This window comes from Pseudomonas sp. NPDC098747 (assembly GCF_044760045.1).
Taxonomy (GTDB): Bacteria; Pseudomonadota; Gammaproteobacteria; order Pseudomonadales; family Pseudomonadaceae; genus Aquipseudomonas.
Window position 1 is genome coordinate 143,065 of sequence record NZ_JBIWAL010000007.1, and the last position, 13,320, is coordinate 156,384.

Genomic DNA, 13,320 nt, shown 5'->3' on the forward strand with positions numbered 1-13,320 from the left:
AAGCTGTGCGCAGCCCGGTGACGAACGAGAGGGGAGACGATGAAGGCAGTTATTTTGGCGGGTGGCCTCGGCACGCGCATCAGTGAAGAGTCGCACCTCAAGCCCAAACCGATGATCGAGATCGGCGGCAAGCCAATTCTCTGGCACATCATGAAGCAGTATTCCGCCCACGGAATTCACGACTTCGTGATCTGTCTTGGCTACAAGGGCTACGCGATCAAGGACTTCTTCGCCAACTACTTCCTGCACACCTCCGACGTCACCTTCAACATGCGCGAAAACCGCATGGACGTGCACCAGAATTACAGCGAGCCATGGAGCGTCACGCTCATCGACACCGGCGAAGAAACCATGACCGGTGGCCGTCTCCTGCGCGCCGGTCGTTACCTGCAGGATGAAGAGGCGTTTTGCTTCACCTACGGCGACGGCGTTTCCGATCTGAACATTCGCGAACTGGTCGATTACCACAAGGCTCACGGTCGCTTGGCGACTGTCACTGCGGTGCAGCCACCCGGTCGATACGGTGCCCTCGAACGCCAAGGCGATCAGGTCCTCGGTTTCACCGAAAAACCCCGTGGCGACGGTGGCTGGATCAATGGTGGTTTCTTTGTACTGTCGCCAAAAGTGTTGCCGTACATCGCGGGTGATCAAACCACTTGGGAAGCCGAGCCATTGGCCCGCCTGGCCCAGGACGAACAGCTCAAAGCCTTCGAGCACGATGGCTTCTGGCAACCCATGGACACCCTGCGCGACAAGAATCACCTCGAAGCGCTGTGGCAGAGCGGGGAGGCCCCATGGAAGCAATGGGCCTGAGTGCGGATTTCTGGCGCGGCAAGCGTGTGCTGGTCACCGGCCACACCGGTTTCAAGGGCAGTTGGCTGACCCTGTGGCTGCAAAGCCTCGGCGCGCAAGTCAGCGGCTTTTCACTGGACCCGTCGACCGAGCCGAGCCTGTTCGAACTGGCGCGGGCACACGAAGGCATCAACGATCAGCGCGGTGATCTGCGTGATCTCGGCGCCTTGCTCGAAATCATCGCTGACACCGAGCCGGAGATTGTCCTGCACCTGGCGGCCCAGCCGCTGGTGCGCGAAGGCTATCGCGACCCGCTTGGCACGTATTCCAGCAACGTCATGGGCACGCTCAACCTGCTCGAAGCGATTCGTCAGGTTGGCTGCGTACGTGCCTGTGTGCTGGTGACCACCGACAAGGTTTACGCCAATAAGGAATGGCTGTGGCCGTACCGCGAGGACGAAGCACTCGGTGGCCATGATCCTTACAGCAGCAGCAAGGCCTGCTGCGAACTGTTGGCGCAGTCTTACGCGGCGTCTTTCTTCCCGGCAGACAAGTACTCCGAACACGGTCTGGCCCTGGCCACGGCGCGTGCCGGCAATGTTTTGGGCGGCGGTGACTTTGCCCCTGAGCGACTGATTCCCGATGTACTCAAAGCGTGGACGGCAGACGAACCGGTAACCCTGCGTTATCCGCAAGCCGTGCGCCCATGGCAACACGCGCTGGAGCCATTGGCCGGTTATCTGCAACTGGCTGCCGGCCTCTACGAGCAAGGCCCGGAGTACGCCGGTGCGTGGAACTTCGGCCCTGGCGAGGCGGACATGTGCAGCGTCGGCGAAGTGGTCGAATTGCTCGCCAGCCGCTGGCCGCAAGCGCGCGGTCTACGCATCGAGCCGAGCGAACTGCACGAGGCCGGTCTGCTGCGTCTGGACAGCAGCCGCGCACGCCAACTGCTCGGTTGGCAACCGCGCTGGACCTTGCAGCAATGCCTGACCCAGACCCTCGACTGGCATTTGGCATGGCAGAACGGCGACGACATGCGCGCCGTCACCCTCGGCCAACTGAACCTGTACCGAGGCGCGCTGTGAGCGAGTTTTCCTTGCAGGCATTGCCGCTGGCCGGGTTGTTCAGCGTTCAGCACAAACGCTTCGAAGATCAGCGCGGGCACTTCGCCCGGTTGTTCTGCGAGGGCAGTCTGAGTGCGTTTGGCAGTGAGTTTCATATCCGTCAGATCAACCATTCCTGCACTCGCGAGAAGGGCAGCGTGCGCGGTCTGCATTATCAGAACGCGAATGCGCCGGAAGCCAAACTGATCACCTGCCTGCGCGGCGAAGTGTGGGATGTGGCGGTCGATTTGCGTCCGGACTCGAAAACCTTTTTGCACTGGCATGCCGAGCACCTCAAAGCCGGCGATGGTCGCAGCCTGTTGATCCCGGCCGGGTTCGCCCACGGTTTCCAGACGCTGACCGAAGACGCCGAATTGCTTTACCTGCACAGCGCCGATTACGCGCCTGCGCATGAGGGCGGTCTGTCGGTGAACGATCCACGGCTGGCGATTGCCTGGCCGTTGCCTGTCAATAATTTGTCAGCGCGTGATTCCAGCCATCCCGCGCTCGATCAACACTTTGCTGGAGTGCGTCTATGAATTGCCGTGGGTGCGCCGCACCGCTGAGTCTGCCGCTGATCGACCTCGGCACCTCGCCACCGTCCAACGCCTACGTGCATGCCGATCGGCTTGAGCAGGCCGAGCAATGGGTGCCGCTGAAGGTCGCCGTGTGCCAGCAATGCTGGTTGGTGCAGACCGAGGATTACACCTCCGCCGACAGCCTGTTCGATGCCGAATACGCCTACTTCAGTTCGTTCTCCAGCACCTGGCTGGCCCATGCCGAGCGCTATGTGGCGGAAATGGTCGAGCGCTTCGGCCTGAGCGCTGACAGCCGCGTGGTCGAAGTTGCGGCCAACGACGGTTACCTGTTGCAGTACGTCGCCGGTCGCGGCATTCCGTGTCTGGGCGTCGAGCCGACCCGCAGTACTGCGCAAGCGGCGCGGGAAAAGGGGGTGGAAATTCGTGAGCTGTTCTTTGGTCGCGACACCGCCGCACAACTGAAAAGCGAAGGCTGGGGTGCTGACCTGATGGCCGCCAACAACGTGCTCGCGCATGTGCCGGACATCAACGATTTCCTCGGTGGCTTCGCCACCTTGCTCAAGCCAACTGGCGTGGCCACGTTCGAATTCCCGCAACTGCTGACGCTGATGGCCGGCGCGCAGTTCGACACGCTCTATCACGAGCACTATTCGTATCTGTCGCTGACGGCCGTGCAAACCCTGTGCGAACGAAACGATCTGGAAGTATTCGACGTCAGCCAGTTGAGCACTCACGGCGGATCGCTGCGGGTGTTCGTGCAGCGCAAGGACGGTGAGCGTCGCCCGGTGCAACCAGCGGTGCAACAACAGTTGCAGGCTGAATTTGATGCAGGGGTGAAAACGCCCGAGTACTACGCGACCCTCGCGCCTGCCGCCGAACGGATCAAGCATCAACTGCTGCGCTTTCTGTTGCAGGCCAAGGCTGACGGTAAACGTGTGGTCGGTTACGGCGCGGCGGCGAAGGGCAACACCTTGCTCAACTACGCCGGGGTCAAACCGGACCTGCTCGCCTGGGTGGCCGATGCCAACCCGCACAAGCAGGGCAAGTTTCTGCCGGGCAGTCGCATCCCGATTGTTGCGCCGGCGCAGATCGATATCGAAAAACCGGACTACGTGCTGGTGCTGCCATGGAACCTACTGCACGAAGTCAGCCAGCAACTGGCGCAGGTGCGTCAGTGGGACGGCCGCTTCCTGATTGCGGTGCCTGAGTTGACAGTGCTGTGAAGGTCCTCGTAACGGGAGCCACGGGCTTCGTCGGTCGGCATCTGGTCGCGGCATTGCTGGCGCGCGGTTGCGCTGTTCGTGCTGTGGCGCGCAACGCAGAAACGGCGCAAGGCATGCCATGGATCAACGACGTCGAATTCGTCGCGGCGGATATTCACGCCGACGATCTCGATCTCGCCGCGTTGACCGAGGGCGTCGATGCGCTGGCGCATCTGGCCTGGCCGGGGTTGCCGAACTATCGGGCGCTGTTCCATTTCGAGCACAACCTGATGGCCGATTACCGCTTTATCAAAAGTGCGGTCGAGGCGGGGGTGAAGCAGGTTCTGGTTACCGGCACCTGCTTCGAATACGGCATGCAAAGCGGCCCGCTCAGCGAAAACACTGAGCCAAGGCCGAGCAATCCGTACGGTCTGGCCAAGCACACCTTGCACCTGTTTTTGCAGAACTTGCAGCAAGCGCATCCGTTCACTCTGCAATGGGCGAGGCTGTTTTACCTGCATGGCGAGGGGCAGAACCCCAACAGTTTGCTGGCGGCGCTGGACCGTGCGATCGATGCCGGTGAGGCGTCGTTCAACATGTCTGCGGGCGAGCAGTTGCGCGATTTTCTGCCAATCGAGACCGCTGCCGGTTACCTCGTCGCGATCTTGCATCAACGCGACTTCGACGGCGTGATCAACTGCGCCAGTGGCCAGCCGGTCGCGGTGCGTTCGCTGGTCGAACAGCGCCTGCGTGAACGCGGCAAGTCCATCGAACTGAGCCTCGGCCACTACCCATACCCGACCCACGAACCACTGGCGTTCTGGGCGGTGACCGAACGTTTGCAACAGTTGTTGGGAGCGTCGCAATGAGGCACGAGTTGTATCGGGTCACTGACCTGCCGGTGCTGCAGAACCGCACCTTTGCCGACGCCGAGTCGGCGCAGGCTTCGGCCAGTGCCGACATGCTGCTGGTGCAGGACGAGCGCAGCGGCTTGATCTTCAACGCCGCATTCGACGCCGACAAGCTCAGCTACGACGCCGATTACCAGAACGAGCAAGCGCATTCCGGCCAGTTCCAGAAGCACCTGAGCGATGTTGAAGGCATCATCGCCAAGCACTTCAAGGGCCAGGAACTGATCGAGGTCGGCTGCGGCAAGGGCTACTTTCTTGAGTTGCTCAAGGGCCTTGGTTACTCGATCACCGGCATCGACCCGGCTTATGAAGGCGAGAACGCCGACGTGATCAAGGCGCCGTTCACCCGTGGTCTTGGCCTGGCGGCTGACGCCATCGTGCTGCGCCATGTGCTGGAGCACATCGAGGATCCCGTGAGTTTCCTCTCGGTGATCGGCGAAGCCAATCAGGGTGGGCAGATCTACATCGAAGTGCCGTGCTTCGACTGGATCCTTGAGCACAAAGCCTGGTTCGATCTGTTCTATGAACACGTCAATTATTTCCGCCTCGATGACCTGCGCCGGATGTTCGGCACTGTGCATGAGGCCGGTCACCTGTTCGGTGGCCAGTACCTGTACATCGTCGCCGACCTTGCAACCTTGCGATTGACTCCGGGACAACCGGTGCCACGCCTGACGCTGCCTGAAGGTTTCACCGCCAGCCTCGACCGCGCGGTGCAGATCATTCAGGCCGCGCCCGAGCAGGGTTCGGCTATCTGGGGTGCCTCGTCCAAAGGCGTGATCTATTCGCTGTTCCTGCAACGTGCGGGCGTGGCGGTGGATCGTGTGGTGGATATCAACCCGGCCAAACAGGGTCGTTATCTGCCGTTGAGCGGTGCCCGCGTGTCCTCGCCGCAAGAGGCCATGGACGCATTGCCCGAAGGCGCCAACCTGTTTGTGATGAACTCCAATTACCTCGAAGAAATCAAGCGGATGACCGGTGGACGCTACGTCTATCACGCCGTCGATAGCGCTTCGTTCCAGTGACCATTGAGACTTTGAACATGACCGACAACAGCATCAACCAAGCCTTCGAAGCCGAATGCCGCGAACAGATCGCCCAGCAAGGCGACGACCAGAAACTCACCGGCCTGGCCCGGGATTTCTTCAACGAGTCCGCTAAACACAAGTACAGCTACCACTTTTCGTGGATGGGTCGCCCAATCATCCAGCTACCACAAGACATGATGGCGATGCAGGAGATCATCTGGCAGGTCAAGCCGGATCTGGTCATCGAGTGCGGAATCGCTCACGGTGGTTCGATCATCTATTACGCGTCTCTGCTGGAGCTGCAAGGCCACGGCGAAGTGCTGGGCATCGACCTCGATATTCGTCCGCACAACCGTGAAGCGATTGAAAGCCACCCGATGGCCAAGCGCATCAAGATGATCGAAGGTTCGAGCATCGACGCGGCCATCGCCGCCCAAGTGCAGGCTGCCGCCAAAGGCAAGAAAGTCATTCTGGTTCTCGACTCCAACCACACCCACGATCACGTCCTTGAAGAGCTGCGCCTTTACGCACCACTGGTGTCGGTCGACAGCTACTGCGTGGTCATGGACACCGTGGTTGAAGATATGCCGGTCGATTTCTTCCCGGATCGTCCGTGGGGCCCGGGCGATAACCCGAAAACCGCCGTGTGGAAATACCTCGAAGAGAACAAGGATTTCGAGATCGATCAGCAGTTGCAAAACAAGCTGCTGATCACCGTGGCGCCGGACGGCTATCTGCGTCGCGTTCGTTAATTCGCAACATCATCAATGCGCTATTTCGGCGAGTCGCCGGTTGTGGAGAGAAGTTATGCAAGGCAAGTACAGTTCTGAACCAGCGCTGCCGCTCAACGAGCTGTTGACAGTGGTACTGATTACTCACAATCGGCCGGCGTTTCTGCGTCGGGCGGTGAAGTACTACAGCAGTTTGCCCTGCAGAATCCTGGTTCTTGACTCCACACCTGATCGGCCGGAAGGTGATTTTTCCTCGGTCGATTATCACCATGTGCCGCAGTTCGCCTATTGGGGTATGCAGGCCAAACTGGCTTACGGCGTGGAGCAATTGACCACGCCGTACATGGTGCTGGCGGCCGACGACGATTTCATCCTGCATGAATCTTTGGCCGAGTCGGTCAACTTCCTGGAAGCCAACCGCGACTATGGTCTGTGCCACGGCTACTGCCTGATGTACCTGGCGCTGGCCGGTAGCGTCAGCTACTACCGCCGCGACAAGAAAATCTGCGAAGACTACGCGTCGGAGCGTGCCGAGGATCGTGTTCTCGACTTCATGCACCAGTACGTGCCGCCGTTCTATGGCGTGTGCCGTACCTCGATCATCAAGGACTGGTACGCGGCATTGCCGCCGGGCACCAGTTTCGAATGGCAGGAGATCGGTCACACCTACTACCTGCTGGCGAACGCCAAGGCGCGCATCCTGCCGATTCCGTATGTCGTGCGCGAGATCAACATCGGTTTCTCCGACCACAACACCGAGGTCTACCACGTGCTGTCGTACACCGATACCAAATCGGTGACCGAGCGCGAAGCCTTCGCCGAATTCCTCGCCTCTTTGCCGACCGGTATCACCGATCTCGATCAGGCGCAGCGCAAGGCGTTGGCCCTGGAAAGCTTCGCGGCCATGACGGACAGCCTGGAATCCGGGCGTGCGTTGACGACCGAGCTGATTTTCGAGTCCACCTGGAGCAACTTTACCAAGGCACCCGAGCGCAAATTCGGGCCACGCCAATACGTCGAGATGCCTTTCTACAACGAGCGCTTTTTTGACTTGCTGACCCAGTTCGAGTTTTTGCTGCACGCGATGCCGGCCGGTCGCATTCAACTGGAAAAACTCGAGGGTGTCTGGACCCGGCAGGAATACCTGCTGCAGGCACGCAATAACGATACGGCGGAAAGTGTCGTCGACCGGTTGTGGCAGGCCCATGACAGCAACGCGTTCAACCGCGCTGTGCTCAAGCGTCTGTCGGCGCAACTGCAATCCCTCGGCGAAGACGAGCAAGCGCAGAAGATAGCTGAGTGGGATGCTCGTCTGGGGGCAGTGGCGGACACCGATCATTACCCGGTCTTCAGCAAGATGCGCTCGGGCCGTTTGCTCGACTGGCTGGCGGCCCGCAAGCCGGACGCCGAACAGGCAGCATTGATTGCCAAGCATCTGGCGGCGAACAATGGCGGTCCACAATTCGGCATTTTCCTGCTGGATCTGGACAACAACGTCGAGAAGCTGCAAGTGACACTCGACAGCCTCGTCGAAGGTCACAGCAAGGCTTTCAAAATCGTCGTCTTCACCACGGGCGAGCCGCAGAGTGCGACCACCGCACAGAACACCTTGCACTTTGTCCGGGTTACGCCGGGCAACCTCGTCGACAAACTGAACCTGAGCGCCGCGCAGTCTCCCTGCGACTGGTTGCTGCTGGCGAACGTGGGTGATGAATTCACGCCGAGTGGCCTGTTGCGCGCCGGTCTGGAGTTGATGTCGGCCACAGGGCTTCGCGCGGTGGCCACTGATGAGATCCAGCGCACTGAAGAAGGTGCGCTTGTGGACGTATTCCGCCCGGGCTTCAACCTGGATTTGCTGCAAAGCATCCCGTCGCTGATGGCACGCCATTGGCTTGTCCGTCGCGACGTGCTGCTGGAGGTTGGCGGTTATCAGGCCGACTTCAGCAAAGCGCTGGAGCTCGACCTGCTGCTGCGCATCATTGAGCAAGGTGGCCTCGACGGTCTGGCGCATCTCGACGAGCCGTTGTTGATCACACAAGCCGCAGCGCTGGAAGAAAACGCCCACGAGCGTCAGGCGTTGTTGCGCCATCTGGGCAATCGCGGCTACCAGGCCAAGGTGACTTCGGCGGCGCCGGGCACTTGGCAGATTGATTACCGCCACACTGAGCAACCGATGGTGTCGATCATTTTGCCGGTCATTGATGACTTGCCAGTGATGCGCCGTTGCCTGGAAGGCCTGCTGCTCAGAACCCGTTACAACCGCTATGAAGTACTGGTGGCGGCAAACGCTAATCAGTCGGCAGCGGTCAATGACTGGCTGGGTGCATTGCGCCATCCGAAAGTGAATGTCTTGCGTGCTGATCAGCCGCTCGGCGAGGTGGCGTTGTATAACGCTGCCAGCGAGCAGGCGCAGGGTGAATATCTGGTGCTGCTGGCCGCTGACGCAGAAGTCGTCAACCCGAACTGGCTCGATTCGTTGCTCAACCACGCCCAGCGTCCGGAAGTCGGGATCGTCGGTGCCAAACTGGTCAGCCGTGACGGGAAAATCGCCCAAGCGGGTTTGATCCTCGGCCTGAACGGTGGCGTCGGTTCGGCGTTCATCGGCGAGAAGCACAGCGCTGCGGGCTACATGCATCGTCAGGCAGTCGAGCAGAATTATTCCGCCGTGTCGAAGGTTTGCCTGATGGTGCGCAAAGAGTTGTTCAACGCAGTGGGTGGTCTGGACGAAGTGACCTTCGCCGACGGCTTCAGCGATGTCGATCTGTGCCTCAAGGCCGGGCAGGCCGGTTTCCTCACCGTGTGGACGCCGCTGGTCCAGGTGTTGCACACCGGTGAATTGCCGCAAGCCCCTGAAGCGCTGGCCGCATTGCGTGAGAAATGGAGCAGTGCTTTTGCCCAGGATCCGGCTTACAACGCCAATCTGGCCCTGACCGGCAAAGGCTTTACCTTGGCTGAAAACACTTCGATCAATTGGTCGCAGTTGCTTGCTTGAGTCCGTCGGACAGGGAACAGGAATTACACATGTTCAACGGAAAATCGATCTTCATCTCCGGCGGTACGGGCTCGTTCGGGCGCAACTTCATCCGTCGCTTGCTGGAGCAATACCAGCCCAAGCGCGTGGTGGTGTTCTCCCGTGATGAGCTCAAGCAATACGAAATGCAGCAGACGTTCAACGCGCCGTGCATGCGTTACTTCATCGGTGACGTGCGTGACGCTGACCGTTTGCGTCAGGCCATGCGCGGCATCGATTACGTGGTGCATGCCGCCGCGTTGAAGCAAGTGCCGGCGGCGGAGTACAACCCGACCGAATGCATTCGCACCAATGTCAACGGCGCGGAAAACATCATCGCTGCGGCCATCGACAACGGTGTGAAAAAGGTCGTGGCGCTGTCCACCGACAAGGCTGCCAGCCCGATCAACCTGTACGGCGCGACCAAGTTGCTCTCGGACAAATTGTTCGTCGCCGCCAACAACATCGCCGGCGAGCAGGAAACCCGGTTTGCCGTGGTGCGCTACGGCAACGTGGCGGGTTCGCGGGGCTCGGTGGTGCCGTTCTTCAGCAAGCTGATCGCCGATGGCGCGCAAGAGCTGCCGATCACCGACGAACGCATGACACGCTTCTGGATCACCCTCGATCACGGTGTGCAGTTCGTCCTCGACAGCTTCGCGCGGATGCACGGTGGCGAAGTGTTCGTGCCGAAGATCCCGTCGATCCGCATCGTCGATCTGGCGCGGGGCATGGCCGAACATCTGCCGCACAAAAACGTCGGCATTCGTCCGGGGGAAAAACTCCACGAGTTGATGGTGCCGCTGGACGATGCGCGGATGACTATTGAATTCGAGGATCACTACACCATCCAGCCGTCGATTCGCTTTACCAGCGTCGATGTCGATTTTGCCGTCGACAAACTCGGTGAGCGTGGGCGGGCGGTGAGCGAAGATTTTGAGTATCGCTCCGACACCAATCCGCACTTCCTCTCGGTCGGGCAGATCAGCGATCTGCACGCGAAGCTCTCGGTATGATCCCTTACGGTCGGCAGAGTCTCGATCAGTCGGACATTGATGCCGTCGTCGAGGTGTTGCAATCGGACTGGTTGACGCAAGGGCCGACCATCGAGCGCTTCGAGCAGGCGATGGCCGAGCGTTGCCAGGCCGATTTCGCCGTGGCGGTGTGCAACGCCACGGCGGCGCTGCACATTGCGTGTCTGGCGGCGGGGCTTGGCCCGGGCGACCGTCTGTGGACCACGCCGAACACCTTTCTGGCCTCTGCCAACTGCGGGCGTTACTGCGGCGCCGAGGTGGATTTTGTCGACATCGATCCGCTGACCTGGAACCTCGATGCTTACGCGTTGGCAGCGAAACTGGATCAGGCTGAACAGGACGGCAAACTGCCAAAAGTCTTGGTGGCGGTGGCCTTTTCCGGGCAGAGCTGCGACATGCGGCAGATTGCCGAACTGGCCGAGCGCTACAACTTCACCGTGATCGAAGATGCCTCCCACGCGGTCGGCGCTTCTTACGCCGGACGCCCGGTCGGTTGCGGTGAATTTGCGGCAATGACGGTGTTCAGTTTCCATCCGGTGAAGATCATCACCAGTGCCGAGGGCGGCATGGTCCTGACCAATCGCCCGGCGCTGGCCGAGCGTTTGCAACGCTTGCGCAGCCATGGCATGACCCGCGACCCGCAGCAGATGACCGAGCCCAGCCATGGCCCTTGGTTCTACCAGCAGATCGAGCTGGGCTTCAATTACCGGATCACCGATCTGCAAGCCGCGCTGGGCTTGTCGCAACTGGCAAAACTGGACGACTTCATCGCTCGACGCCGCGAGTTGGCAGCGCGGTACGAGCAGTTGCTGACGTACTTGCCGGTGACTTTGCCCAGCGCTCAACCGGACGCGGAATCAGCCTGGCATTTGTATGTGGTGCGCTTGCAGACCGAACGCATCAGTCTCAGTCATCGCCAGGTCTTCGAAGGCTTGCGCGCAGCCGGGATCGGCGTGAATCTGCACTACATTCCGGTGCATCTGCAGCCTTACTATCAAGCACTTGGTTTTGCCGAGGGCGACTTTCCCCAAGCCGAGCGCTATTACGCCGAAGCGATCAGCCTGCCGATGTTTCCGCTGCTGACCGAGGAGCAGCAGGATTACGTGGTCGAGCAATTGCGCCGGCTGCTGATTGAGGAGTAGGACAACGTGAGCAACATTGCAATCATCCCGGCGCGCGGGGGCAGCAAACGCATCCCGCGCAAGAACCTGGCGCTGTTCGCTGGCGTGCCGATGATTGTCCGCTCGATTCGTACGGCGCTTGATTCGGGCTTGTTCGATCAAGTCGTTGTCAGTACCGATGACGAGGAAATTGCCGAGGTCGTGCGGGCGCACGGCGCTGATGTGCCGTTTTTGCGTCCGGCCGATCTGGCGGATGATTTTACCGGCACCGCCGCAGTGATCGTGCATGCCTTGCAGCAACTGCCGAGTTTTGAATATGCCTGCTGCGTGTACGCCACGGCGCCGTTGTTGCAGGCGCGTTATCTGCGCGAGGGTTTTGAGCTGCTTGCACAGCATCCGGATAAATCCTTCGCCTTCTCCGTGTGCAACTTCGGGTTCCCGGTGCAGCGTGCGCTGACGCTGGACGGGGAGGGCGCGTTGACGGCGCTGTATCCCGAGTTTCGCAACAGCCGTTCGCAGGATCTGCCCGAGGCGTTTCAGGATGCCGGGCAGTTTTACTGGGGACGCAGTGATGCGTGGCTGCGCGGCGAGGTGGTCTATTCGCCGGCCAGTCTGCCGGTGATTCTGCCCCGGCATCTGGTGCAGGACATCGACACACCCGAAGACTGGAAGCGTGCCGAATACCTTTACGCCGCGCTCAAGGCCGGCGGAGAGTTGCAATGAGAATCCTGATTCGCGCCGACGCTTCACCGACCATCGGCAGCGGCCACATTGCCCGTTGCCTGACCCTGGCCCGGGTGCTGCGTGCGCAAGGCAGTCATGTCGCGTTTGCCTGTCGTGAGTTGCCGGGGCATCGGCTCGATGCACTGAGCGCTGAGGGATTCGAAACGTTCGCACTGCCTGAACGCTATCCCGATGAAGACCCGCGACAAGCCATCGAATCGATGCTGCCGTGGCAGGCGGATATCGACGCCTTGGGCGCGGTGCTGGAGGGGCGCGCGGAATTCGACTGGATCATCGTCGATCATTACGGCCTCGATCATCACTGGCAGACCGCCGCACGGCGTTGGGCGCCGCGTATTGCTGCGGTCGACGATCTCGCCACTCGGCGCTACAGCGTTGATCTGCTGCTCAATCAGAATTTGTCCGGTCTCAGCGAAAATTACGCGCCGTTGTTGCCCGAGGGCTGCCGCACATTGCTCGGCCCGCGCTATGCCATGCTGCGTGAAGAGTTCAACTGCCCGGCGATCCAGATCAAGCCCAAGGCCCGGCGCGTACTGGTGAATTTCGGCGGTTTCGATGCGGCGATGCAGACCCATCACGCCATGCTCGCGCTGACGGACTTCCCTGAGCTGGACGTTGATTTCGTCGCCGGTGTCGACAACCCGGCATGGGCGCAGATGCAGGCACTGGCGCAAACGCGGCCGAACTGGCGTCTGCACAGTTTTGTCAGTGATTTCCAGCAACGCATGACCGAGGCCGATCTGTTTATCGGCGCCGGTGGCGGCACCAGTTGGGAGCGCGCGGCTTTGGGCCTGCCGACGATCTGTATAGCGGTGTCGAATAACCAGCAGGTCAACGGTGAAGTCATGGCGGCAGCCGGCGCGCATGTGTTCATGGGCGCGCGCGAGCAGGTCAGTGTCGCGCAGTTGCGTGATGCGATCAGCTTTGTCGCAGGCAACTTTTATCTGCGCCAGAGCCTGGCCGAACGTTCTCGGCAAATGGTCGACGGACGCGGTGCATTGCGAGTCGCCGCTGCATTGGCCGATGCTGTGCTCAAGTTAAGTCACACCACGCTGGACGATGCGCAGCTGTTGCCCGACGGGCTGAACGCCAGTTTGAATAAAAGGGA

At 60.5% G+C, this 13,320-nt stretch carries 11 protein-coding genes and 1 pseudogene; all 12 read left to right on the forward strand.

Annotation, left to right across the window (positions count from 1 at the left end; translation table 11 throughout):
- Positions 1-39 precede the first annotated feature (39 nt).
- Positions 40-813: a glucose-1-phosphate cytidylyltransferase gene (gene rfbF, locus ACIQVE_RS06825; RefSeq protein WP_210553709.1), complete on the forward strand. Its 774-nt coding sequence runs from the start codon at positions 40-42 to the stop codon at positions 811-813.
- On the forward strand, positions 795-1,877 hold the full coding sequence (gene rfbG, locus ACIQVE_RS06830; RefSeq protein ID WP_402805915.1) for a CDP-glucose 4,6-dehydratase: 1,083 nt from the start codon (positions 795-797) through the stop codon (positions 1,875-1,877). Before rfbF ends, rfbG begins: the two co-directional genes overlap by 19 nt.
- Entirely contained in the window at positions 1,874-2,434 is a 561-nt protein-coding gene (locus ACIQVE_RS06835) for a dTDP-4-dehydrorhamnose 3,5-epimerase family protein (protein WP_402805917.1), read from the forward strand. The genes rfbG and ACIQVE_RS06835 overlap by 4 nt, the downstream gene beginning before the upstream one ends.
- Positions 2,431-3,657 (forward strand): methyltransferase domain-containing protein, encoded by a 1,227-nt coding sequence (locus ACIQVE_RS06840; protein WP_402805919.1) that lies wholly within the window; start codon positions 2,431-2,433, stop codon positions 3,655-3,657. The genes ACIQVE_RS06835 and ACIQVE_RS06840 overlap by 4 nt, the downstream gene beginning before the upstream one ends.
- Positions 3,654-4,505 carry an NAD-dependent epimerase/dehydratase family protein gene (locus ACIQVE_RS06845; RefSeq protein WP_402805922.1) on the forward strand — a complete coding sequence of 284 codons (852 nt, stop codon included), beginning with the start codon at positions 3,654-3,656 and terminating at the stop codon, positions 4,503-4,505. The genes ACIQVE_RS06840 and ACIQVE_RS06845 overlap by 4 nt, the downstream gene beginning before the upstream one ends.
- Complete coding sequence (locus tag ACIQVE_RS06850; RefSeq protein ID WP_402805925.1) at positions 4,502-5,572, forward strand: class I SAM-dependent methyltransferase; 1,071 nt, start codon at positions 4,502-4,504, stop codon at positions 5,570-5,572. Before ACIQVE_RS06845 ends, ACIQVE_RS06850 begins: the two co-directional genes overlap by 4 nt.
- Before the next feature lie 17 nt (positions 5,573-5,589).
- Complete coding sequence (locus tag ACIQVE_RS06855) at positions 5,590-6,327, forward strand: cephalosporin hydroxylase family protein (protein WP_402805928.1); 738 nt, start codon at positions 5,590-5,592, stop codon at positions 6,325-6,327.
- 55 nt (positions 6,328-6,382) lie between these two features.
- On the forward strand, positions 6,383-9,298 hold the full coding sequence (locus ACIQVE_RS06860) for a TIGR00180 family glycosyltransferase (RefSeq protein WP_402805929.1): 2,916 nt from the start codon (positions 6,383-6,385) through the stop codon (positions 9,296-9,298).
- 29 nt (positions 9,299-9,327) lie between these two features.
- Positions 9,328-10,329, forward strand: coding sequence for a UDP-N-acetylglucosamine 4,6-dehydratase (inverting) (pseB, locus tag ACIQVE_RS06865; protein ID WP_402805931.1), 1,002 nt, complete (start codon positions 9,328-9,330; stop codon positions 10,327-10,329).
- Entirely contained in the window at positions 10,326-11,489 is a 1,164-nt protein-coding gene (gene pseC, locus ACIQVE_RS06870; RefSeq protein WP_402805934.1) for a UDP-4-amino-4,6-dideoxy-N-acetyl-beta-L-altrosamine transaminase, read from the forward strand. The genes pseB and pseC overlap by 4 nt, the downstream gene beginning before the upstream one ends.
- Positions 11,490-11,495: 6 nt before the next feature.
- Positions 11,496-12,191: a pseudaminic acid cytidylyltransferase gene (pseF, locus tag ACIQVE_RS06875; protein ID WP_402805936.1), complete on the forward strand. Its 696-nt coding sequence runs from the start codon at positions 11,496-11,498 to the stop codon at positions 12,189-12,191.
- A pseudogene (gene pseG, locus ACIQVE_RS06880) lies at positions 12,188-13,318 on the forward strand (UDP-2,4-diacetamido-2,4,6-trideoxy-beta-L-altropyranose hydrolase); the annotation flags it as partial. The gene pseF and the pseudogene pseG, both read left to right, overlap by 4 nt.
- Positions 13,319-13,320: the final 2 nt, after the last annotated feature.

Bases quoted from the DNA above. Each gene is read 5' to 3' on its own strand.
- rfbF (WP_210553709.1), top strand. From the start codon at position 40: ATGAAGGCAGTTATTTTGGCGGGTGGCCTCGGCACGCGCATCAGTGAA.
- rfbG (WP_402805915.1), top strand. From the start codon at position 795: ATGGAAGCAATGGGCCTGAGTGCGGATTTCTGGCGCGGCAAGCGTGTG.
- ACIQVE_RS06840 (WP_402805919.1), top strand. From the start codon at position 2,431: ATGAATTGCCGTGGGTGCGCCGCACCGCTGAGTCTGCCGCTGATCGAC.
- ACIQVE_RS06850 (WP_402805925.1), top strand. From the start codon at position 4,502: ATGAGGCACGAGTTGTATCGGGTCACTGACCTGCCGGTGCTGCAGAAC.
- ACIQVE_RS06855 (WP_402805928.1), top strand. From the start codon at position 5,590: ATGACCGACAACAGCATCAACCAAGCCTTCGAAGCCGAATGCCGCGAA.
- ACIQVE_RS06860 (WP_402805929.1), top strand. From the start codon at position 6,383: ATGCAAGGCAAGTACAGTTCTGAACCAGCGCTGCCGCTCAACGAGCTG.
- pseB (WP_402805931.1), top strand. From the start codon at position 9,328: ATGTTCAACGGAAAATCGATCTTCATCTCCGGCGGTACGGGCTCGTTC.
- pseC (WP_402805934.1), top strand. From the start codon at position 10,326: ATGATCCCTTACGGTCGGCAGAGTCTCGATCAGTCGGACATTGATGCC.